General features: G+C 32.3%; 22 protein-coding genes. 3 read left to right on the top strand and 19 right to left on the bottom strand.

Annotation, left to right across the window (positions count from 1 at the left end; all coding sequences use genetic code 11):
* The 3 genes from QBK95_RS01365 to QBK95_RS01355 are packed head-to-tail and all read left to right on the top strand — an operon-like array spanning position 1 to position 2,674.
* The gene (locus QBK95_RS01365; RefSeq protein WP_280929748.1) at positions 1-756 is read left to right on the top strand and encodes a rhomboid family intramembrane serine protease; all 756 of its coding nucleotides are present in this window, start codon (positions 1-3) and stop codon (positions 754-756) included.
* Entirely contained in the window at positions 756-1,652 is an 897-nt protein-coding gene (locus QBK95_RS01360) for a rhomboid family intramembrane serine protease (RefSeq protein WP_280929747.1), read from the top strand. Before QBK95_RS01365 ends, QBK95_RS01360 begins: the two co-directional genes overlap by 1 nt.
* A gap of 2 nt (positions 1,653-1,654) precedes the next feature.
* Positions 1,655-2,674, top strand: a complete 1,020-nt coding sequence (locus QBK95_RS01355) for an endonuclease/exonuclease/phosphatase family protein (protein ID WP_280929745.1) — start codon at positions 1,655-1,657, stop codon at positions 2,672-2,674.
* A 12-nt stretch (positions 2,675-2,686) separates the two neighbouring features.
* On the opposite strand, the gene QBK95_RS01350 is transcribed toward QBK95_RS01355, so the two are convergent.
* From QBK95_RS01350 to QBK95_RS01260, 19 genes are all read right to left on the bottom strand, one after another.
* Complete coding sequence (locus QBK95_RS01350; RefSeq protein WP_280929743.1) at positions 2,687-3,466, bottom strand: M949_RS01915 family surface polysaccharide biosynthesis protein; 780 nt, start codon at positions 3,464-3,466, stop codon at positions 2,687-2,689.
* A 79-nt stretch (positions 3,467-3,545) separates the two neighbouring features.
* Positions 3,546-3,854 carry a DUF6122 family protein gene (locus QBK95_RS01345; protein ID WP_280929741.1) on the bottom strand — a complete coding sequence of 103 codons (309 nt, stop codon included), beginning with the start codon at positions 3,852-3,854 and terminating at the stop codon, positions 3,546-3,548.
* A complete protein-coding gene (locus tag QBK95_RS01340; RefSeq protein ID WP_280929738.1) occupies positions 3,854-4,477 on the bottom strand; it encodes a WbqC family protein in 624 nt (207 codons plus the stop codon). The genes QBK95_RS01345 and QBK95_RS01340 overlap by 1 nt, the downstream gene beginning before the upstream one ends.
* A 59-nt stretch (positions 4,478-4,536) precedes the next feature.
* Positions 4,537-6,117, bottom strand: a complete 1,581-nt coding sequence (gene lepB, locus QBK95_RS01335; protein WP_280929736.1) for a signal peptidase I — start codon at positions 6,115-6,117, stop codon at positions 4,537-4,539.
* Positions 6,118-6,184: 67 nt separating this feature from the next.
* Complete coding sequence (gene dapB, locus QBK95_RS01330; RefSeq protein WP_280929734.1) at positions 6,185-6,883, bottom strand: 4-hydroxy-tetrahydrodipicolinate reductase; 699 nt, start codon at positions 6,881-6,883, stop codon at positions 6,185-6,187.
* A gap of 29 nt (positions 6,884-6,912) precedes the next feature.
* Positions 6,913-7,518 (bottom strand): DUF5683 domain-containing protein, encoded by a 606-nt coding sequence (locus QBK95_RS01325; protein ID WP_280929732.1) that lies wholly within the window; start codon positions 7,516-7,518, stop codon positions 6,913-6,915.
* The gene (locus QBK95_RS01320) at positions 7,508-8,413 is read right to left on the bottom strand and encodes a ParB/RepB/Spo0J family partition protein (protein ID WP_280929730.1); all 906 of its coding nucleotides are present in this window, start codon (positions 8,411-8,413) and stop codon (positions 7,508-7,510) included. Before QBK95_RS01320 ends, QBK95_RS01325 begins: the two co-directional genes overlap by 11 nt.
* Before the next feature lie 6 nt (positions 8,414-8,419).
* Complete coding sequence (locus QBK95_RS01315; RefSeq protein WP_280929728.1) at positions 8,420-9,184, bottom strand: ParA family protein; 765 nt, start codon at positions 9,182-9,184, stop codon at positions 8,420-8,422.
* Positions 9,185-9,318: 134 nt separating this feature from the next.
* Entirely contained in the window at positions 9,319-12,174 is a 2,856-nt protein-coding gene (locus tag QBK95_RS01310; RefSeq protein ID WP_280929726.1) for a M16 family metallopeptidase, read from the bottom strand.
* A 355-nt stretch (positions 12,175-12,529) separates the two neighbouring features.
* Positions 12,530-13,411 (bottom strand): SDR family oxidoreductase, encoded by an 882-nt coding sequence (locus QBK95_RS01305; RefSeq protein WP_280929724.1) that lies wholly within the window; start codon positions 13,409-13,411, stop codon positions 12,530-12,532.
* 83 nt (positions 13,412-13,494) lie between these two features.
* On the bottom strand, positions 13,495-15,630 hold the full coding sequence (scpA, locus tag QBK95_RS01300) for a methylmalonyl-CoA mutase (protein ID WP_280929721.1): 2,136 nt from the start codon (positions 15,628-15,630) through the stop codon (positions 13,495-13,497).
* 209 nt (positions 15,631-15,839) lie between these two features.
* Complete coding sequence (locus tag QBK95_RS01295) at positions 15,840-16,472, bottom strand: hypothetical protein (protein ID WP_280929719.1); 633 nt, start codon at positions 16,470-16,472, stop codon at positions 15,840-15,842.
* Between the two features lie 75 nt (positions 16,473-16,547).
* Complete coding sequence (locus QBK95_RS01290) at positions 16,548-17,924, bottom strand: methylmalonyl-CoA mutase subunit beta (protein ID WP_280929718.1); 1,377 nt, start codon at positions 17,922-17,924, stop codon at positions 16,548-16,550.
* Positions 17,917-18,276 (bottom strand): FtsB family cell division protein, encoded by a 360-nt coding sequence (locus tag QBK95_RS01285; RefSeq protein ID WP_445012614.1) that lies wholly within the window; start codon positions 18,274-18,276, stop codon positions 17,917-17,919. The genes QBK95_RS01290 and QBK95_RS01285 overlap by 8 nt, the downstream gene beginning before the upstream one ends.
* A 40-nt stretch (positions 18,277-18,316) precedes the next feature.
* Positions 18,317-18,925 (bottom strand): uridine kinase, encoded by a 609-nt coding sequence (gene udk, locus QBK95_RS01280; protein ID WP_280929715.1) that lies wholly within the window; start codon positions 18,923-18,925, stop codon positions 18,317-18,319.
* Between the two features lie 97 nt (positions 18,926-19,022).
* The gene (locus QBK95_RS01275) at positions 19,023-20,108 is read right to left on the bottom strand and encodes an anhydro-N-acetylmuramic acid kinase (RefSeq protein ID WP_280929714.1); all 1,086 of its coding nucleotides are present in this window, start codon (positions 20,106-20,108) and stop codon (positions 19,023-19,025) included.
* 48 nt (positions 20,109-20,156) lie between these two features.
* A complete protein-coding gene (locus tag QBK95_RS01270; RefSeq protein WP_280929712.1) occupies positions 20,157-20,912 on the bottom strand; it encodes a hypothetical protein in 756 nt (251 codons plus the stop codon).
* A 130-nt stretch (positions 20,913-21,042) separates the two neighbouring features.
* Positions 21,043-21,516 carry a c-type cytochrome gene (locus QBK95_RS01265; RefSeq protein ID WP_280929710.1) on the bottom strand — a complete coding sequence of 158 codons (474 nt, stop codon included), beginning with the start codon at positions 21,514-21,516 and terminating at the stop codon, positions 21,043-21,045.
* Positions 21,516-22,637: a PQQ-dependent sugar dehydrogenase gene (locus QBK95_RS01260; RefSeq protein WP_280929708.1), complete on the bottom strand. Its 1,122-nt coding sequence runs from the start codon at positions 22,635-22,637 to the stop codon at positions 21,516-21,518. Before QBK95_RS01260 ends, QBK95_RS01265 begins: the two co-directional genes overlap by 1 nt.
* Positions 22,638-22,678 lie beyond the last annotated feature (41 nt).

Genomic DNA, 22,678 nt, shown 5'->3' with positions numbered 1-22,678 from the left:
ATGGGTAGAATTACAGATACGGTAAAGGTTTTATTAATAATTAATATAATAGTTTTTGTAGGAGCGCTTGGTATTGGAGGATATGCTTCTGATCAGTTTTTTGCGTTATGGTATCCCGAAAATAATAATTTTCAGGTATGGCAGATTATTACACATATGTTCATGCATGGTAATGGAACACATATTTTCTTTAATATGTTTGTGTTGTATATGTTTGGTAGTCACTTGGAATATTCAATAGGTCAAAAGAAATTTTTGTTTTTATATTTTTCTGCTGGATTAGGTGCTGCAGGTTTACAATTATTCTTTCATTATATTCAATTTAAACCAGCTCTTGAGGCGCATTTACAGGCAGGGATTCCAATGAGTAATATTCTTGAAATGTTAGATCAAGCAACAATAAATAGATCCTATTACTCATATGAATCTATATCATCAGATGTTACTGCAACATTAATAGATTCTTATGCAGTTCCTATGGTTGGAGCTTCTGGTGCAATTTCTGGAGTTATTGCTGCTTTTGCTGTATTATTCCCAAATTTACCTTTGTATCTTATGTTTATCCCTATTCCTATAAAAGCTAAGTATTTGGTTGCAGGATATTTTGCTATGGATTTATTTGGAGGATTAACTGGTCAGAGTATTTACGGAGCTACAAATGTAGCGCACTGGGCACATATTGGTGGTGCGGTTATTGGGTTTATCACGATGTGGTATTGGAAAAAGAATTCGTTTAATCAAAATCGTTGGAATTAATGTCACAGATAGACGATTTAAAGCTGAAATTTAAAAGGTTTACGATCATTGAGAAATTGATAGTGATCAATGTGGTGGTATTCATTTCTTTTTATCTACTAAATACGTTTGCATTTTTATTTAATGCTTCTAGTGGTTTTTTAATGGATTGGTTTGTTTTCCCTAAGGAGTTAGGGGATTTTTTTACAAAACCATGGTCTATAATAACCTATGCCTTTCTTCATAGTGGTATCTGGCATATTGCTTCTAATATGATTATACTATACTTTTCTGGGAGATATTTTATTTCTTATTTAACAGGAAAAAGAGTGCTTACGGTATATTTTTTGGGGGCAATTTTTGGAGCACTACTATATATGTTATCGTATAATTTGTTTCCAGCTTTTTCCGAAATAGGAGATTCTGTATTGTTAGGGGCTTCTGCTTCTGTAATGGCGATATTGATTGCTACGGCAACCTATATACCACATATGACCGTAAGGTTAATGTTTATCGGTAGCATTAAATTTTGGTGGATAGCTGCCTTTTTTGTGATATTGGATATTGTCCAAATACCAGCTGGAAATGCAGGTGGTCATATTGCACATTTAGGAGGAGCATTATTTGGATATCTATATGCTAGTCAACTTAAGAAAGGGAACGATGTTGGAAGTTGGTTTGAGAAAATAATGGATTCATTAGTTAACCTTTTTAAACCTAGTAAGAAAAGCCCTCTTAAAACAGTGCATAAAGCTAAAAAAACTAAAAAGACTGCTACTAAAAAAACGATTACACCTAAGACTAAAAACCCCAATCAAGCTCAGATAGACGCAATACTTGATAAAATTAGTAAAAGCGGCTATGATAGCTTAACCAAGCAAGAAAAAGATTTTTTGTTTAAAGCGGGTAAAGATTAGTCATGAGAAAACTGGTTAATAAGATCATATTTTTTATAAATTCAATAATAGCCTTTGCTTTATTGATGTCGTATCTATTACCATACGTTTCTCCTCAAGTATTTCCTTTGTTATCGGTATTAAGCCTTGCTGTACCTGTTTTGATTCTTGTTAACGTATTGTTTTTTTTATATTGGGCTATACTCTTAAAGCGCAAAATGCTGTTATCATTGATAGTATTGATTTTGGGGATTTCGCATGTATCTTCTTTGTATAAAATAAGAGGGAAATCTTCGGACGATGTAGAAAATACACTTTCACTATTAAGTTATAACGTGCATAGCTTTAATCGTTTTGAATGGATTGACTCTGATGAGATTCCTAAAGATATTTCGACATTGGTAAGAGATCAAAATCCAGATGTTTTTTGTGCACAAGAATATTATAATGACCCTAATATTGATTTTAAGCAATACGAGTTTAAGTATGAATATTTTAATCATAACAGTAAAGAATTAGCACTGGTGATTTTTTCCAGGTATCCAATTGTTAATAAAGGTTCATTGAATTTTGAAGAAACCGCCAATAATGTGATTTATGCAGATATTGTAAAAGATAAGGACACATTAAGAATTTATAATGTCCATTTACAATCTCATAAAATAGGTGCTATGACTAAAGAATTGTCTAAAGCAGATTCTCAGAAACTACTAAAACGTATTCAAATTTCTTTTAAAAAACAACAGAGTCAAGCAGAACAATTGATCGCACATATGAAATCATCCCCTTATGAGAATATTATAATGGGAGATTTTAATAATACGGCATATTCTTATGTCTATGATAAAATTAAATCAGAAAATCTTCAGGATACTTTTAAAGAAGCAGGTTCGGGTTTTGGAAAAACGTTTAATTTTGAGTTATTTCCTGCAAGAATTGATTTTATATTGGTTCCTGAAAATTCAGAGGTATTAGGTTTTAAAAGTTTTGACGTAGAGCTTTCAGATCATTATCCTATCTTTTCAAAGATTAAACTCAAATAATACTATTGAGTATTAATTGTTTTCTAAACGAGTAGCTTTATTATCCATACTTTTTTCCCAACCTTCGGCAAAAACAGCATGTCCGTTTTTTGTCATTAATCTCATTTTTTCCTTTACAGCCTCTTGAATTTGTACAGGGAACTTATAAAAGTTTTTATTAATTTTTGTAAGCCTGCCATCAGGTATTTCGCTATTCTGGTGCTTAATAGTTACTCTTTTTTTCTTGTAATACGCTATTATTCTAACTCTACCATCTTCATACATACTTTGAGTAGTAGTACCATAGACTATAATTGGATCTATTGAGCCATCTTTGTCAAGATCTGATAGTTGTGAATATTGATTCCAGAAACCAATAGAAGTTTCCCATTCTTCATCTATTTCCCCTTTAATAGTAGATCTTTTTTTAAACTGATAATTTTTGCTTGTTAGGTTTAACGCATATACATTATCATATAAGGTGTCTTTTTCTTCATTTATTATATTATTATGATCTGTTAATAATAGATAATATTCACTAGACGTATCTTTATAAGTATATGCTTGATATACCTTATTAGAGATACCTAATTTAATTTGTCTATTTGTTGTGAATATAGAAGTTAGTTCTTTATTAGAAAGTTTACGTACAAGAGCGGTGTCCATTGGTATGGTAGCATGTCTTTGTATAGGCAATGCGATAACGGTTTCAGGTTTGGCTGTTTGGTTGTCAGCGTCCTTTGTCGATTCTTTAGTTTGTTTTCCACAAGAAAAAAAGGTCAAAAATAGGATGGAAAGTAAAAATCTATTCATAGATATATAGGGTTTAGAAACAAACAAGTTACGACTTGTCGAGTAATAAATGTAAAAAATATTTTCTAAATACCTGTATTTACATCATCCAACAATCTAATTGATCAGTAAAAATATGCCAAAGTAGTGCAATACCGATAATTCTTGTTTTTTTAGGTAACAACAAAATACTATATCCAATTATAGCATAGATACTATGTAAAAAATGAAATCCAATACTACAGCGGTTAGGGTCAAAAACTGGATTTGCAAATAAATGATCCAGATCGATTAGCATAGCAGCTAAGAATATAGGATATGCTTTTTTCCATTCCGTAGGATAACAAATTAAAACCAGTCCTAACGGTAATATTAGATGAAAGCTGTAATGAATAAAAAAAGTTGTCATTAAAAAATCACTTGATTTTCTAAATAAGTGAGTGCGTTTGTGCCTTCATTAAAAAGTAAATCCAAAACAGAAAGATTAGGTATAAACCCATATTTATCAGAGAATACTTGGATATAAGATTCTAGATTGACTGGTGCTTTGATTTTAGCATTGACAAGTGTTCTCATATCGATAAGATCTTCTGTTTTTTTTTGGTATGATGCTGTTTTTGTATAACCTATGTCCAGTTGCATACAATCCCAAACAAATTGCATGCATTCATAATTAAAATCTAATAGAAAATCCTTTCTATTTTCGAACAGATGTACCAAATCGTCTTCATAATACTCAAAGAAAGGAGAAGTACGATAAGCAGATTCAAGAGATTTCCAGTGGAGCGCTTGCCACTGAAAATCATTCTCTATACGAACATCTTTATATAATTGCCTTCCTTTATTTCCAATATGCTTAATCGGAATGGTTAATAAAAGTTTCCCATTGGCACAATAAATATAGGTTCTATTGCGGTAAGTTTGTTTTTGATAATTATCATGTTCTTCAAAAACAATTGAATCAGATTGCGCTATTGCTGCATATTGCGCAATAGACCCAAAATATGTTGGATGGAGTAGGGTACTTTTCAATTTTAAAAATTCTATACGTATTTTATCAGCTTAATTTTTGTAAACCCTAATATCTAATATTAACCGTTAGCTTGTTTTTTCTTTTTTCTAAATCGGCTATAAATAATCCAACCTACTAGTACAATCAAGAAATAGTAGAAATAGGATACAGGTTTACCATTTCCACCAACTGTAGTAAATAATCGATCCCATCTAATTTTATTTAAAAAACCTTTAGCATTTGAGTCCCAACTCATCCAAATAAAAACGGGTTTTCCTACGACGTGATTTGCAGGAACATATCCCCACATACGACTATCTTCACTATTATGACGATTGTCTCCCATCATCCAATAATAATCCTGTTTAAACGTATAATTGTTTATTGGCTTGTTGTTTAATAAAACCTGAGAACCTTTAACAGATAATTTATTTTCAATACCCATTTCTGAGCCTTCATATACTTCTATAATTCGTCTGTACAGAGAAAAGCTCTCTAGATTCATTGCTACTGTTTTTCCAGCTTCGGGAATATAAATGGCTCCAAAATTATCTACATTCCAATTTACCTTTCCGTTATTAGGGAAAATAGATGCATCCTTAGTTCCTTTTTGAGAGATTATTCTTTCTACACTAGTTACATAAGGATTGTTTTTTAGTTTAGTCGCATTTTCCTGAGATAATTCGGATGCAATATATCCACCAGCATTATTGATAGGGTATAAGTTTTGACCATAAACTAATTTGTAACGCTCATATAAATTTCTTGGGTTAAATCCACTTTCTGTCTGAATATTATAGGAGTATTGTACTCTGGATCTATCAGGAAGTTGTAAAGGTTCTTTGTTGATATGTACTTTGCCATCAACGATAGATAAAGAATCACCTGGGATTCCTACACAACGTTTTACATAATTAGATTTTTTATCTATTGGCTTATATACATTAATTCCAGATTTATCTCTAAAAAAACGAACTGTATCTACAGGCCAACTAAATACTACAATATCATTGCGTTTAATTTTTTGGAAACCTGGTAATCTAAAATATGGATATTGCGGTGTCTCTAGATATGATTTTACTCCTACTTTAGGAATTGTATCATGTACCATAGGAAAAGATACCGATGTCATAGGAGTTCTTGCTCCATAATGAAATTTACTGACAAATAGGAAATCTCCAATAAGAAGCGTTCTTTCTAGTGATCCTGTGGGAATCGTATAAGGTTGCATAAAATAGGTATGAACCAGAGTTGCTGCTACTACTGCAAAAAGAATAGAACTAACCCATTCTCCAGTTGCGGTTCTAGGTTTTAGATCTCGGTCTTCAATATAAGTGACATCTAACATATAATTTACATAGTAAATATATAATCCTAATGTTAGGATCACCAAAACAGTGTCAGTAGTAGTGTTTTTGCCAAAACTTCTTATGGTTTCTACCCATATTACAGGAAGCATGATTACATTAATCACAGGTATAAACAATAGAATAACCCACCACCAAGGGCGATTTATTATTTTCATTAAAACAACTGCATTATATACTGGTACTGCTGCTTCCCAAGCTTTTCTTCCTGCTTTGATATATAATTTCCAAGTTCCCAAGAAATGTACAACTTGTACTGCCAGGAAAAAAATAAACCATTCTGATAGTGTCATTATTTTTTATGTTTTTAGTATAAGTGTAGCTTACTATAAAAGTGTTACACTTTTTAATCTATTCATTTTACAACCCTAAAACGTCTTTCATTCCAAAAACCCCTGTTTTACCATGTAACCATTCTGAGGCTACAACAGCACCAAGAGCAAATCCTTGACGATTATGAGCTGTATGTTTAATTTCTATGTCGTCCACTGCGGATGCATACGTTACTGTATGCGTACCAGGAACGTTCTCAATACGTTTGGCAATGATAGGTATTGTATTATCATTCCCTTCATTTAATTGCCAAGAATCCTTATTCGTATTCTCGATAATTCCTTCTGCCAATGTAATTGCCGTTCCACTTGGAGCATCTAATTTTTGAGTATGATGAATTTCTTCCATATTGATATCATAGCCATCAACTTGACTCATCATTTTAGAAAGTTTTTTATTTAATTCGAAAAATAAATTAACACCTAGGCTATAGTTCGATGCATATATAAACCCACCTTTTTTTTCTTTGCATAATGCTATAATCTCATCGTAATGATCCAGCCAACCAGTAGTTCCAGAGACAATGGGTACTCCAGAGTTAAAACACTTGGTGATATTGTCAACAGCTGCGGTTGGGATACTGAAATCAATAGCTACATCTGCAATAGACACGTCATAATCTAGATCATCTTTATCGACTTTAAGCACAATGGTGTGCCCTCTATCTGTTGCTATTTTTTCAATGGTTTTACCCATTCTGCCATATCCTAAAAGAGCAATATTCATATTTTCTTAATGGTTGTTGGTTATAAAATTTAAAAACTATAATTCAGAGACATTCCGTAACTAGGAGTGGCATCAAATTCGTTAAAATGTATATTGGGTTTAAAAGATAAGTCTTTAGACACGTTGAACTGCTGCAAATGAGCCGTTACATTGGCATCTATAATGTTTAATACATACAATCCTACAGTAATAAGTATAGATAGTTCTTGATCTCTTTTAAATCGACGTTGTCGATCAATTAATTGTTCATTACTTAGAACACTCAATCTATTATTAATGTCATCAGGAAGTCCCGCTAATCTGTTTTTATAAAAATCACGAGCTTCAGTATATTGATCATTATTGAATTTATAAAAATAGACACCAGCACCAAGAGCACCATATACAATAGGTATTTTCCAATACTTTCCATTATATGCTTGACCTAAACCAGGCAGTATTGCAGAATAGAAGGCAGCACGAGCAGGCGCCAAAGGTTCATATGGTCGTAATTTTTTGTTCTTTTTTTTCTTCTTTTTAACAGCTACTTCTTCAGTAACCACTTTTAGTTCTCCATCATTGTTTTCTTCCTGAGAAAAAGTATAATGAACACAAAAGAATAGGAACAAAATGATATAAAAGGAATTAGTTTTCACTATTGATAAGTTTCTTTAGGCGTTTAAAATCTTCTTCAGAAGAAAATGGGATTATTAACTTCCCTCGTCCGTTACTGGAAACCTTCACATCAATTTTTGCTCCAAAATATTCTGAGAAATCCTTAATTCCTTTTAGAATATATTGAGGAGCCTTATCTTTAGTTTTTTCAGTGTTTGGATTTTCTTCTTTGTTATTTAAAGACCTAACTAATTTCTCTGTGTTACGAACAGATAAAGAATCTCCAATAATTTTTTCGTAAATATCAAGCTGTTGTTGCTGATCAGTAATATTAATAAGCGCTCTACCGTGCCCCATAGAGATAAAACCATCTCTGATTCCTGTTTGTACGATAGGGTCTAACTTTAATAATCTAAGGTAATTAGCAATCGTAGATCTTTTTTTACCTACACGATCACTCAACTGTTCTTGAGTTAGTTTGATCTCATCAATTAATCGTTGATAGGACAATGAAATTTCTATTGGATCTAAATCCTGACGCTGAATATTTTCTACCAATGCCATTGTCAATGACTCTTGATCATTAGCAATTCTGATATAAGCAGGAATTGTTTTTAAGCCTACTAATTTAGAAGCACGAAAACGTCGTTCTCCACTTACTAACTGATACTTGTCAAAATCTAATTTACGAACAGTAATTGGTTGAATAACTCCTATTTCCTTGATGGATGTAGCAAGTTCTTGTAGTGTTTCATCATTAAAACTAGTACGTGGTTGAAATGGATTAACTTCAATACTATTAAGATCTAGTTCTATAATATTTCCAACTACTTTATCAGCATTTTTATCTTCTGCTGATTTAATATCATTTTCGGGATCTTTGAGTAGTGCTGATAAACCTCTACCTAAAGCTTGTTTTTTTGTTGCCTTCGCCATGAATCATTAACTATTTTTCTTTATAATCTCGTGGGCCAAACTTAAGTAATTGCTGGCACCTTTACTAGCTGCGTCATAATTAATTATACTTTCGCCATAACTAGGTGCTTCACTTAAACGAATATTTCGCTGAATGATTGTTTTAAATACCATTTCATTAAAGTGTTTTTGCACCTCTTCAACTACCTGATTTGATAATCGTAATCTTGAATCATACATTGTAAGTAATAATCCTTCGATATCAAGGTGTTGATTATGTATTTTTTGAACACTTTTGATAGTGTTTAATAGTTTTCCTAGCCCTTCTAATGCAAAATACTCACATTGAATAGGAATAATAACTGAATCCGAGGCTGTAAGCGCATTAAGAGTTAAAAGTCCAAGAGAAGGTGCGCAATCGATTAAAATATAATCATATTCTGACTTAAGATCAGTAATTACTTTCTTCAGCATATATTCTCTTTGATCCTTGTCTACTAGTTCAATTTCTATAGCCACAAGATCAATATGTGCGGGAATTATATCTACATTAGGAGAATTAGTTTCTAATATAGCTTCTGTTGGCTTAATCGTATGTTCTAGGATCTGATAGGTTCCTTTTTCAATACTTTCTACATCTAGACCTAACCCTGAAGTCGCATTGGCTTGAGGATCTGCATCTATTAGTAATACTTTTTTCTCTAATACTCCTAGAGAAGCTGCTAAGTTTACAGAAGTGGTAGTTTTACCTACGCCTCCTTTTTGATTGGCAATCGCTATTATTTTACCCATTGGGGGAGATTTGGATTTTAAGCGATAAAAATACAATTAATTATACATTATAAAAATGAAAAATATTAACAGTGTTTAATAAAAAAGGCCATCCGTTGTTACAGATGGCCTTTGGAGTGAATAATTATTTAAAATTATTCTTTTTCTGGCATTAATACACCTAAAATATATCCTTTATCTAGATACTTTTTGGCAACATTCTGTACATCCTGCTTTGATAGCTTATTGATAGTCTCAGTATAACTTTCTCCACTTTCCATTGGGGTTTGTTCGTAATCAGCACTTTGAAGATTACTTAACCAAAACCTATTTTGTTTGCTTTTTTCTTTATAATCTAGTAATCTAGATCCTTTGATTTTAGCAAGATCTTTATCTGTTGGTCCTTGAGTAATCACAGTTTTTACCTCTGCGATAGCGGCATCTGTTAGTTTTTTAACGTTTTCAGGTCCGCAAGGAAAGCTAATACTAAAGCTATAATTTCCATACGCTAATTTGTTTAAGCCACCTCTGGCACCAACACCGTATACGCCACCTTCATCTTCACGAAGTTTTTCGATTAATTTAATCGTAAGGATTTCTCCTAAAGCTTGCATTGCTAAATCTTCTGATTTACTATATTCCGTTTCACCTCTCCAGATAATATTCACAGCACTTTTAGGGTCTTTACCTTTGTATATTGTTTTCTCGTGTGCACCAGATAACGGTCTGAAATCAGAAACTTTATAGGTTTCACCTTTACCAGTATCTGGTAAGCTAGCTATATACTTTTCTGCATATTCTTTTAGTTTTGCTTCATCAATATTTCCTACAAAATAGAAATTGAAACCACCAGCTCCAGCAAATCTTTCTTTGTATTTTTGATATGCAAGCTCATAATTAGTTCCGTCTAATTTTTCTGCAGTTGGAAAGCCAGTATATCTTGGACTTTTTCCATATTGAAATTTACTAAACTCTTCACGGAAATAATTTTGAGGGTTAGATAGATAATTTGCTAAAAAACCTTTTTGCTTTTCTAGATCTGATCTAAAAGCTTCTTCATCTTTGTTTACGTCAGTAAAGTATAAGTATACTTGTTGAAACAATGATTCTAAATCTTTAGGTGTAGTGGCTCCATTAAACCCTTCTGATATACCACCGATATATGGCCTTAGTCTTACAATTTTACCAGACATTACTTTGTCCATATCATTTAGTGATAAACCACCTAAACCTGTTTGAGATACGCTTCCGCTACCGTATGCGGTTTGTAAATAGTCTTCATCAGTATACAAAGAGCTTCCTCCGTAACTATATGCAGAAAATAAAATCTCATCATTTTTAAAGTCAGTTTTCTTGTAAGTAATTTTAGCTCCGTTGCTTAATTCTAAAACTGTAAACCCTAATTTTTCATTATTTTTTGAAGAAACTATTTTTCCTGCAGTAGGCATTTTTTCTATAAGATTCTCACGAACTTTTTCATCTTTGTAATCTTCTATGTCAGAAGTTTCTACTTCTTTTAATAAAGTTAGAATCTCTTCTTTTGTAACCTGCTTTAAACCTTCTTTCTCAGGTCCAGTCATTACAACAGCTCTATTGTCATCATGTAAAAAGTCTTTAATCAGACCGTTTACTTCTTCAAGAGAGATTGTTGGCAATTGAGACATTGTATATTTATACTCCCATTCTATTCCTGGAATAGGTTCTTGTTGTAAGTAATTGTTGATGTATTCTCCAATAATTCGAGAAGATTCTCTTTTGTCCTTATCCTTAAACTGTTTGTCCCAACGTGCAGTAATGTCTTTTTTAGCACGTTCTAGTTCACCAGCTTTAAATCCATATTTCTGAACTCTTTTGTTTTCCTGAAGAATTGTCTTTAGTGCATTTAATTGTCCTGTTTCCGAAGTTAACGCAAATGATTGGTATGCTTCTCTGTTTCTTGCAAAAGTTCCACTATGACTGCTTCCAGCAAATACAAATGGAGGGTTAGGGCTATTTCTTAATTCATTAAGACGATTATTCATCATCTGACTAAACACTCCTTCTACTAGATCTTTTCTGTAATCTCCAACAGTGCTCATTGGCTCTGTAACTTCTCTGTCTTTATAGATTAATCTTACAATAGAATTAGAAGCTTCTTTATCCGAAACTACAGCTATTAAAGTTTCCTCATGATTAGGAGTGTCATACGTTTCCCTTTTTTTAGGGTTTTTAGGCATTTTGATACCACTAAAATGATCTTTGATTTTTTGCTCTAAGGTAGCAACATCTAGATCTCCTACAGCAACAACAGACATTAAATCTGGTCTATACCAATCTTTATAATAGCTTCTTACATCTTCGTATTTAAAGTTTTCTAACACTTCTTTAGTACCAATTGGTAATCTCTCAGAATATTTAGAATTGTATGCGATTATTGGTAAGTATTTTTGAAGCATTCTTTCATTCGCTCCCTTACCCAATCTATATTCTTCAAGTACAACTCCTCTTTCTCCATCAATAGCTTCTTCAGTCAACTCTGCGTTATGAGCCCAGTCTTCAATGATTTGAAATCCTTTTTCTAATTTTTCAGGATCATCACTAGGTATAGGTAATATGTATACGGTTTGATCAAAACTTGTATATGCGTTTAAATCCGCACCAAACTTAACACCAATGGTTTGTAGATAATCTATAAGATCATTCTTTTTGAAATTTTTCGTTCCATTAAAGTTCATGTGCTCCATGAAGTGAGCCAAACCAAGCTGATTTTCATTTTCTAAAATAGACCCTGCGTTTACCACAAGTCTTAATTCTACTTTGTCTTCTGGTTTTCCATTGTTACGAATATAATAGGTAAGTCCATTATCTAATTTTCCTACTTTTACGTTAGGATCTACTGGGATTTTATCCTCATTTTTAACATTGATAGGGGCACCAAGCTCCTTGTTTGTAGTCGTTTGAGCAATGGATGTAAATGGAATGCTGCATAAAAAAGCTCCAATACATGCGCTGAAAATTGTTTTTCCTTTCATTGACTGATAATTTGCGTGAGTTATATATTAATATTAGTAATAATCTCAAAAATAGGTAAAACTTATAAGATTCAACTAATTTTTTAGTTATACTTAAAAAAAATACTATAAGCGTAGAATTAAATATACCAAATACATTAGAATGTATGGTTTAATTTCTAAGTTGAATCCTAATTAGCGTGTGTTTAACGTTTTTTAATAAACATTCACTATTTGATTTTAAATATTATTGATGATTACCTTTTAATAAGTGTCATTTATTGAATAAATGTTACCCTATGCTTGATAAAAAAAACTGGATGCCAGTGTATAACATTGGTATCCAGTTTCTTTAATTTTACTTTTTATGATGTAATTACTTTCCTTTTTTAGCTCTAATTGCCGCTTCTAACATGTCCCACATTTGTTCAGGAACTTGATCCAATAAGTTGAATTGTCCAGCTCCTTTAAGCCATTCACCACCATCTAACGTTATCACTTCACCATTAACATAGGCTGAAAAATCAGAAACTAAATAGGCCGCTAAATTTGCTAATTCTTGATGCTCTCCAAGACGCTTTAGTGGTACTTTTTTTGAAAGATCAAATTGATCTTTCATATCACCTGGCAATAATCTATCCCAAGCTCCTTTTGTCGGAAAAGGTCCAGGAGCAATAGCATTAAAACGCATACCATACTTTGCCCATTCTACAGCAAGAGATCTTGTCATTGCTAACACACCTGCCTTAGCAGTTGCACTTGGTACAACATACGCAGACCCAGTCCAGGCATATGTTGTCACGATATTAAGAACATTTGTATTTTGATATTTGGTGTCTATCCAATGCTTACCAAATGCAAGCGTACAGTTTTTGGTTCCTTTTAAAACAATATCTATAATTGTATCAAAAGCATTGGCTGATAAACGTTCTGTTGGTGAGATAAAATTCCCTGCGGCATTATTTAATAATATATCTACAGTTCCAAAAGCTGCTATCACCTGATCTCTCATGGATTCTACCTGATCATAATGTCTAACATCACATTGAAGTGGGAGACAAGTGCCTCCTGTTTCTGCTTCAAGTTCTTTTGCAGTACCTTGTAACTTTTCTAGATTACGAGATGTAATAGCGACTTTTGCCCCAAGTTCTAAGAAGTACTTGGTCATTGATTTACCTAATCCACTACCACCTCCAGTAACTACAATGTTTTTTCCTTCTAGCGCTCCATCACGAAGCATTTTATCAGTATAGCTCATATCTCTTTATTATATTAATATCATTATTTTGGTGAAAGTTACAAATTATATTTAAAATACTATGCGCGCATAGTATTTTAAAATTACTCAAACGTTGAAATCAAAATATCAAGAATGGTAATTGCTGCATCACTAATTTTGGTTCCAGGACCAAATATTGCTACAGCTCCTTCTTGAAATAAGAAATCGTAATCATCGGGAGGAATTACGCCACCGACGATAACCATAATATCTTCTCTTTGATATTTTTTTAACTCAGCAATAATCTGAGGAACTAATGTTTTATGACCTCCTGCTAAAGAAGATACTCCTACAATGTGTACATCGTTTTCGACCGCTTGTTTTGCAGCCTCAATTGGCGTTTGAAATAAGGGGCCAATATCTACATCAAAACCTACGTCAGCATAACTGGTTGCTACCACTTTAGCACCACGATCATGACCGTCTTGCCCCATTTTAGCAATCATTATTCTTGGTCTTCGACCTTCAAGTTCAGCAAATTGATTTGCTAATTCTCTTGCTTTATTAAAAGACTCATCGTTTTTTATTTCCTTGGCATACACTCCAGTAAATGATTTTATTTCTGCTTTATATCTTCCAAATTCTTTTTCTAATGCGCTACTTATTTCTCCTAATGTAGCTCTTAATCGAGCTGCATTTACTGCTAAAGCTAATAAATTTTCATGATCATCTTTGGTTGCTTTAGTTAATGCATTAAGAGCTTCTTGTACAGCCTTTTCATTTCTAGAATTTTTGACTTTTTTCAGCCCATCAATTTGCTGATTTCTTACCGCATTATTGTCTACTTTTAACGTTGAGATATGTTCTTCTTCTTCGAGAACAAACTTATTTACACCAATAATTACATCTTGTTCACTGTCTATTCTTGCTTGTTTACGTGCGGCAGCTTCCTCAATTCGCATTTTAGGGATTCCAGCTTCAATGGCTTTAGTCATTCCTCCTAATTCTTCGACTTCTTCAAGAAGTTTCCAGGCTTTTTCGGCAATGTCATTGGTTAAGGATTCTACATAATAACTTCCAGCCCAAGGATCTACAGTTCTGTTAATCTGTGTTTCTTCCTGAAGATATATTTGGGTATTTCTGGCAATTCTTGCAGAGAAATCGGTTGGTAATGCGATTGCTTCGTCTAATGCGTTAGTGTGTAAGCTTTGCGTACCTCCAAAAGCGGCAGCACTAGCTTCAATACATGTTCTGGCTACATTGTTAAAAGGATCTTGAGCCGTTAAACTCCATCCACTTGTTTGGCAATGAGTCCTAAGCATTAGGGATTTCGGATTTTTAGGATTGAATTGTTTAATCAATTTAGCCCAGAGCATTCTAGCTGCTCGCATTTTTGCAACCTCCATAAAATGATTCATTCCTATCGCCCAGAAAAATGACAACCTAGGAGCAAAGGAATCGACATCTAGACCAGCTTCAATTCCTTTTCTAATATATTCTAATCCATCTGCCAAGGTATATGCTAATTCAATATCACAAGTAGCTCCTGCTTCTTGCATATGGTATCCAGAAATACTAATAGGATTAAACTTAGGCATGTTTTTAGAGCAATATTTAAAAATATCACTTATGATTCTCATAGAAGGAGTAGGAGGGTAGATGTATGTGTTGCGAACCATAAATTCTTTCAGGATGTCATTTTGAATGGTTCCTGATAGCAATTTTTTCTCTACTCCTTGTTCTTCTGCAGCAACAATATAAAAAGCCATTATCGGTAATACAGCTCCATTCATTGTCATAGAAACAGACATTTTATCCAAAGGTATTTGATCAAAAAGTACCTTCATATCTTCTACGCTATCTATGGCAACTCCAGCCATTCCTACATCTCCAAATACTCTTTCATGATCACTATCATAGCCGCGATGCGTTGCTAGGTCAAAAGCAACGGACAAACCTTTTTGACCTGCTGCAAGATTTCTACGATAGAAAGCGTTACTTTCTTCTGCTGTAGAGAATCCAGCGTATTGTCTTATTGTCCATGGCCTTCGTACATACATAGTAGAATATGGACCTCGCAAATATGGTGGGATTCCAGCGGCAAAATCAATATGGTCAAAATCTTGAATGTCTTTCTCGTTATATATTGATTTTATATCAATTCCTTCAGAAGTGGTGAATGTTTTGTTTTCTAACGGAGTATTAGAATCGTAATTTTCTGATTTTAGTGTAATATGTTGAATGTTTCTTCTGGTCATTTTTAAAATTTCATTTTTCCAATCCAATTCTGAGCTTCTTTTATACAGATGTTGTAAGAGGTGCAAAGTATTGAAATGCAAATAACAAAACCTCGTTTTATGCTCATGGAAAAATCATTAATAAAACCGTAAAATTACGGTTTTATTAATGATTTTTTTTAGAAAATATCAATTATGTTAGCTGTATAACAGAGAATATCGCAATGAAATTACCCAAAGGCTTTTTCGATTACCATTAGAATAGAGTAGTAGATGTCAAAGGCAATAAACTTTTTTATTTCAGAAGCTTTAAACTTCTTATCAGGGATGTAATAAATTCGTTGCGCAATTAAAGATGTACTTACATTTCCATCTTCTTCAAGAGTGCTAATGATTTCTTTAAAATCATCACTTTCACTGTTGTTTTTTAGACATTGAATAAGGCCTCCTCTATAGTTGAAAATCAAAATTTCTTCTTCTCCTTTTTTAGAAGGTGGAGTATACGGAGATGGTTTTTTTGTTGCTTCCTGATTTTCATAATCACTTAGTTTTACCCAGATTGAATTAGGGTCATTGGATTTTTTTTTGAAAACTCTTGCTAATTGAATGGAATTATCTGACGGAAGTTTTCTTAAATCTAAGGATAGACTTGCAACTTCTGCTAGAAATGTTCTGTATGTCTTTATGGAATCATTTCCGAAATTATAATATTCGAATAAATCACTTTCGAAAGAATCAAAGGCTTTACTGTAAAGACCGCTTCTGTCGACACTTAGGCAGTTGATGCCATTTTGTGAATAACCAATTAATGTTAAAAATAATAAAGTAATTAAAGCGATTCTAGATCTAATCATTTGGGGCATCGATTAAGATTTAGTTATGTTAAATATCTGTTATATAAATGTTAATATTTAGGGAAGTTAACAATAAAATATCAATTATTCACGTTTTATAGTGTTTTTCTCAATTTTTTCACACAATCTTCTCTGGATAATTGGATTAATTAAAGTCTTTCTTACATTTTTTTCAGGAAACGGTTTCTTTTGAAAAGGAGGTATTTGCTCTTCAGAATTTTTATACCTATTGGCGCCTGTTAAAATAATTTCTTCCTTATCAAAAAGCTCTTGCTCCTTATCAGCACTTTCTTTAATTTTTCTCTGAATTGTTCCAGATTTTAATTGCTTCAGATAACCACCATTTTCTTCAATATCCTTAAATAAGGATAAAGCTTTGTCGGCTAACTGATTTGTTAAACTCTCTATGTAATATGATCCTGAAGCAGGATTATTTACTATATCAAAATAACTTTCGTTCTTTAGAATCAACAATTGATTGATCGCAATTCTTGTTCCAAAATCGTTTTCTAGGTTATAAATGTCATCATATCGAATATTATGAATCGTATTTGCTCCTCCTAAAATTGCACTCATACATTCTGTAGTTGTACGAAGCATATTAACATTGTAATCTAAAATAGTTTTATTTCTGTGTGAAGGATATGCGAATATATGACATTTTTCCAATATTTTGTATTCTGAAGCAAGGGAATTATACAATATTCTTAAAGCTCTTAACTTGGCTATTTCGAAGAAGTAATTTCCCCCTGTTGCAACTTTGAAAAGTATAGATGTTTCTTGAAAAGGGTTATTATCGTGTTTTTCAAAATGATTCAAATATTCATTAGCGTGCGCTAAGCCATACGCTAATTGCTGAATGATAGTGGCACCAGAATTTTGAAGTATACCAAGATCTACGCTAATTACGTTTTTTAAATAATTACTTTGACTGATGATTTTTTCTAAAATCTGATGATCTTCTTTTAAGCTAAGAAACCAATTTCCTGAATTTTCTAAGTTTCCAATAACATCAGTTAATAAATAAATAGAAAGCTTCGATTTATCGGCAATATCATTTAGTTTAAAAGTGTAATCAAAGGATAGAAATAAAGGCTCGATATAAATCAATATGTCTGGGGAAATATTTGCTAATAAAACCGTAGGGTTAATTTCTTCAGTCTCTATTATAAAATAAATACTTTCTGCGCCCTTTTTTATGGAATTGATAGCTACATTATTTCCTTCGATCGCATCTTTAACAATAATTTTTTGAGAATTTTTCCAGGAAGATGGATGAATAGGGTGATTATTAATGTCCTCAGTATCTTCTTGATTGTAAAAAGGTTTTACATCAATCCCTTCATAGGATTTATAAATTAAAGCTTCATTGTAATCAGCTCCTTTTAAATCGAATTGAATTTTTTGTTTCCATTCTTTTGTGGAAACTTTATCAAAACCATTAAATAAAGTTTTAGTCATCTTTGTTGGTTTTTGGGATACTGTCTTCGTATTCAATAATATAGATTTCCTCGTTATCTCGTTTCATAAAATACTCTTCTCGTGCAAACTTTTCTAATTCGTTACTGTCTTTAAGTATTTTTATATCCTTTTGATCCTTGACAATTTCTTTTTTATAATACTCCTTATTATCTTTTAGTTCTTTAATTTCTTGATCTAATTCCCTATGGATAAGCCAAGAATTAGTGTCTAAAAATAGAATCCATATCACAAATACAAGCACGATCAGTACATATTTATTTAAAAATATGGCAAAAATCGGAATCAATGCGGGAGTATTCCTTAGCTTTTCAAAATAGCGTTTTAGCTTCAAATTAGATCAAATGATTTTGGTTTTGTAAAGGTACAAAAAGTTAATCCAAGCGTTCTTTTATAATTGTTCGTACAATATCTACTGCTACATTATTATAATTATTATTGGGAATAATTAAATCAGCAAATTCTTTGGTTGGATCAATGAATTGCTGGTGCATAGGTTTTAAGGTGTTCTGATATCTATCTAAAACTTCTTCCATATCTCTGCCTCTTTCAGCTATATCTCTTTTTAGACGTCTTATCAAGCGTTCATCACTATCGGTATGTACGTATATTTTAATATCAAACATATCTCTAATCATAGGATTAGTAAGAATTAAAATCCCTTCTACTATGATTACTTTACTAGGTTGGGTTTTCACGGTTTCATTTGTTCGATTATGTTCAACAAATGAGTATACGGGTTGTTCTATCGTATTTCCTTTTCTTAAAGCTACTAAATGTTCACCTAGCAATTCAAAATCTATAGATTGAGGATGATCAAAGTTAATTTTAGTTCTTTCGTCGTATGTTAGATGACTCGTATCTTTATAATACGAGTCTTGTGATATTACACATACCTCATTTTCAGGTAATTCGTTCACAATTTGATTTACGACTGTCGTTTTTCCGCAACCTGTTCCTCCAGCTATACCGATAATAAGCATTTCCAATTATTTTTTGACAAATTTAGAAATAGTTATTGAGTTATTGAGTTTTTGAGTAAGAGAGTTTTATTCCTGTGTATTAACTTGCAGAATAATATTAGGATGGATGGAATACTATTCCTGAAGAAGAATCTTTTTTAGCTCCAGTTACAGATTGCAGGCAGTTTATTTCGTTTCTTTCTTTTAATACACCCATAAATGCAAAAATCAAAGCTTCTTTATAGTCAATAATGTTTTCGTCTGGAATCACTACAGTAGAGAATTTATGTAGCTTTTGTCGTAATACCGCTATTAAAAAATCATTTTTAGCTCCTCCTCCAGTAATTAGGAGAGATGATTTTTGTTTTTCTGTTTGTTTGATAACATTAGATATTTGTTCTGCAATATGATATACTGAAGTGTGTAATAAATTTTCAATTGAATCTTTAGTGTTTTCAATAATTGGAATGATTTTTTCTGCAAACCATTCATATCCTAATGATTTTGGATACGACTCTTGGTAGTAATCTAACTGGTTTAATGATGTAAGTAATTTTTGATTTAATGTTCCAGTTTCGGATAGTTGACCTCTATCATCATATGCTAGATTAATTTTAGAAATGATATAATTTAATAACATATTAGCTGGAGCTATATCATATGCTATTCTTTTTCCATTCTGATCAAAAGAGATATTACTAATTCCTCCTAGATTTAGACAGAAATCATAGGATTTGAACAATAACTCATCTCCAATGGGAACCAAAGGAGCTCCTTGTCCACCAAGGGCTACATCGTTGGTTCTGAAATCACAAATCACTTTTTGATTACAGGTATTTGCAATATGTTGACCAGAACCAATTTGATAGGTTAATCCAATTTCGGGTTGATGAAAAACAGTATGACCGTGACTGGAAATAAAATCTACATCGACCTTATGCTGATCCATAAACCGTTTCACTTGCGTACCCAGCCAAGTACCATAACGATTGTGAAAAGCCAATAATGCTACTGGATTAAGATTTACCGTGTTTTTAAGTTCTTCTCTAAAATTAGTATCGTAGTCTACACTTTCTGTTTTAAGAATAGAAAAAGACCAAGAATTCTGATCCTTTTTTATATGACAATATGCGATATCCAAACCATCTAATGAAGTTCCAGACATTAATCCAATTACTTTGTATGTTTTGGAAATGTTAGTCATTTATATACGCAAACTAGTAAAATCTTTTTTAACAATATTCTTTTTTACTTAGTTATATTTATTGATATACTGTAGATCAAGTTTTTCTGGATCAATTTCGATGATTGCTTTTTTGTAATAAAAATCGATGATTTGGTTTTCGAGATATTTCTTGATTTCATCTACACTTTTTTGACCAAAAACAGAAAATATATATCCAGCTTCAGCTTTTTTGAATTCGTTTATCAAATCATCAGGGTTTTTTACCATGTCGATCCCTTTGTATGCTTCAAACTTTTTCTTCATCCATCTATGACTTGCTAATCTAATTAAACTTTTTTGTCGTTCTTCAGTTAAATACTGGATTTCCTGAATATTCGTAGAGTCAGTTTTTTTTATACGATCTAATGCTGTTTTGGATTTTATGAATTGCCTTTCTAGTTTAAAATCGATACGCTTTATATCTCTTTTTAATTTCTCTACAACCTCATAAAGCGCTCCGTTATACATAATTACAAATTCTTCATAATTATATAAAGCATCAAGAAATATGATTGCTTTTTTTCGATATCGTTTGGGTAGTGCTTGACTTTTAGCGTCTTTAAAAAGTTTATTAAGTCCAGACTGTATTTCCTCTGGAATACCCGAAAATTTAGGACCATTTTTAATAGCTCTAAGTTTTGCAGTTATTTCTAATCGAGTACCCTTATAAACTTCTGACTTGTACCTAAATCTATATTTGTTAGGAGAAGTTTCGTCTTCGTAATATTGATTATAAGCTAACTGGCTTATGAAAAATACAACAAGAAATGCAAGGAATTTCATGAAAAATAATTTGTCCGATGTTCTGGATTTGTTTTACAAATAGATGCTTGATATTAACGTTAAATACATCTCGTTTGTTATATTTTTAAGTAATGAAAAAATTCAGAAAGACTAGAAACTGTTTTTAAACTTATTTTTGAATAGACTTTACTTCTTCGGTAGTTACCATCTTTTCTTGCTTATTTCCCCAACTGTTCATGATGTAATTCATAACATCAGCAATTTCTTCGTCTTCTAATCCTAATGGGGTCATTGCACTGTTATATAGTTGATTATTAACTTTTATAGGGCCATTTAATCCATATTTAATAGAGTGAATACTTTCTTTACGTTTATTAACCAACCAATCTGATCCAGCTAAAGGAGGGAAGATTTTGGGTGTTCCTTTTCCATTAGGCAAATGACATTGCATACAGAAGTCAGTATAAATTTCTTCACCGCGTACTATGCTTTTTGATAATTCGGTCTCTTGATAATCGACTGGAGTGTTTATCGTGTATTGGCTATTGGATTTTCCTTGTTTTGCAACTAAAGAAATGCAAAATATAACTGAGATAACTTCAATAATCAAGATGTGCTTAAAGCGTTTTTTTATAATAGACATTATGATTTAGGTATGATTTTTACAATTCCTTTATTTTCTACAGCAACATAAATATATCCATCAGGACCTTGACGAACGTTACGAACTCTACCAATATCCTCTACTATTTTTTTTCTTGCTGTTACCTTATTATTATCTAATTCGACCAGTTCTAAATATTGAAATTTAAGAGAACCGACTAACAAATCATTTTTCCAATCGGGATATTTATCACTAGTGACAAAATCCATTCCACTTGGGGCGATAGAAGGAACCCAATAATATATAGGTTGTTCCATTCCCTCTTTACTGGTGATATCGGTTATAGAAGAGCCACTATAATTAATTCCATAAGTGATAACTGGCCATCCATAATTTACTGCTTTCTTTATGGCGTTTATTTCATCTCCACCTCGTGGACCGTGTTCATGCACCCATATTTTTCCGTCAGTAGGATTGATAGCCATTCCTTGTGGATTGCGATGTCCATATGAAAACACGGCTTTTTTTGCTCCAACCTCATTCACAAAAGGATTATCTTTTGGAATACTACCATCATCATTAAGTCTGTATATTTTTCCACCATCTCGGGTGATATCTTGCGGGTTTTGGTCTCTATTTCCTCGATCACCAATACTGAAATAAAGGTATCCTTCATTATCAAATTCTATTCTCGAACCAAAATGATGTCCTCGTGTAGTATTTGGAGTTCCTTTATATAGATTCTCAATAGAGGTTAATTGGTGGTTTTCTAGTTTAGCTCTTATTAAGGCGGTATGCCCACCTTTTTCAGGGCCTTCTTTAGAAGAGTATGTAATATAGATCCAACCATTTTCACTATAGTTAGGATGTAATTCGATATCCAGCAATCCTCCTTGATTACGATTGTATACTTCTGGTACATTAGTAATCGATGTTTTAATTCCGTCTTTATAATGAATTAGTTCACCGCTTTTTTCTGTTATAAGCATGCTATTATCTGGTAGCCAAACCATTCCCCAAGGAATCTGTAAGTCTGGAACTACAATTTCTGTAGTATAACTTTTAGGATCAGGCTCTAAAATAATATCATTTTTCTTTTCTTGAGCACAAGAGAATATGGCAAATAGGAACAATACTTTAAGGAATATAAAATTCTTCATCGTGACGTGTTGATTTACTTCTGAAAAGTACAAATAAAAAT

It is taken from the genome of Aquimarina mycalae, from assembly GCF_029906345.1.
In the GTDB taxonomy this organism is placed as follows: domain Bacteria; phylum Bacteroidota; class Bacteroidia; order Flavobacteriales; family Flavobacteriaceae; genus Aquimarina.
This window is presented reverse-complemented; position numbering and strand designations above follow the sequence as displayed.

What these genes read in the sequence shown, in the direction of transcription:
- QBK95_RS01315 (WP_280929728.1), bottom strand. Translation starts at nt 9,184, where the DNA reads ATGGGTAAAATAATAGCGATTGCCAATCAAAAAGGAGGCGTAGGTAAA.
- QBK95_RS01320 (WP_280929730.1), bottom strand. Translation starts at nt 8,413, where the DNA reads ATGGCGAAGGCAACAAAAAAACAAGCTTTAGGTAGAGGTTTATCAGCA.
- QBK95_RS01265 (WP_280929710.1), bottom strand. Translation starts at nt 21,516, where the DNA reads ATGTCTATTATAAAAAAACGCTTTAAGCACATCTTGATTATTGAAGTT.
- QBK95_RS01260 (WP_280929708.1), bottom strand. Translation starts at nt 22,637, where the DNA reads ATGAAGAATTTTATATTCCTTAAAGTATTGTTCCTATTTGCCATATTC.
- lepB (WP_280929736.1), bottom strand. Translation starts at nt 6,117, where the DNA reads ATGACACTATCAGAATGGTTTATTTTTTTCCTGGCAGTACAAGTTGTA.
- dapB (WP_280929734.1), bottom strand. Translation starts at nt 6,883, where the DNA reads ATGAATATTGCTCTTTTAGGATATGGCAGAATGGGTAAAACCATTGAA.
- udk (WP_280929715.1), bottom strand. Translation starts at nt 18,925, where the DNA reads ATGCTTATTATCGGTATAGCTGGAGGAACAGGTTGCGGAAAAACGACA.
- QBK95_RS01345 (WP_280929741.1), bottom strand. Translation starts at nt 3,854, where the DNA reads ATGACAACTTTTTTTATTCATTACAGCTTTCATCTAATATTACCGTTA.
- QBK95_RS01275 (WP_280929714.1), bottom strand. Translation starts at nt 20,108, where the DNA reads ATGACTAACATTTCCAAAACATACAAAGTAATTGGATTAATGTCTGGA.
- QBK95_RS01295 (WP_280929719.1), bottom strand. Translation starts at nt 16,472, where the DNA reads ATGCCCCAAATGATTAGATCTAGAATCGCTTTAATTACTTTATTATTT.
- QBK95_RS01305 (WP_280929724.1), bottom strand. Translation starts at nt 13,411, where the DNA reads ATGAGCTATACTGATAAAATGCTTCGTGATGGAGCGCTAGAAGGAAAA.
- QBK95_RS01350 (WP_280929743.1), bottom strand. Translation starts at nt 3,466, where the DNA reads ATGAATAGATTTTTACTTTCCATCCTATTTTTGACCTTTTTTTCTTGT.
- QBK95_RS01365 (WP_280929748.1), top strand. Translation starts at nt 1, where the DNA reads ATGGGTAGAATTACAGATACGGTAAAGGTTTTATTAATAATTAATATA.
- QBK95_RS01310 (WP_280929726.1), bottom strand. Translation starts at nt 12,174, where the DNA reads ATGAAAGGAAAAACAATTTTCAGCGCATGTATTGGAGCTTTTTTATGC.
- scpA (WP_280929721.1), bottom strand. Translation starts at nt 15,630, where the DNA reads ATGACCAGAAGAAACATTCAACATATTACACTAAAATCAGAAAATTAC.
- QBK95_RS01355 (WP_280929745.1), top strand. Translation starts at nt 1,655, where the DNA reads ATGAGAAAACTGGTTAATAAGATCATATTTTTTATAAATTCAATAATA.
- QBK95_RS01290 (WP_280929718.1), bottom strand. Translation starts at nt 17,924, where the DNA reads ATGACTAAAACTTTATTTAATGGTTTTGATAAAGTTTCCACAAAAGAA.
- QBK95_RS01360 (WP_280929747.1), top strand. Translation starts at nt 756, where the DNA reads ATGTCACAGATAGACGATTTAAAGCTGAAATTTAAAAGGTTTACGATC.
- QBK95_RS01270 (WP_280929712.1), bottom strand. Translation starts at nt 20,912, where the DNA reads ATGAAATTCCTTGCATTTCTTGTTGTATTTTTCATAAGCCAGTTAGCT.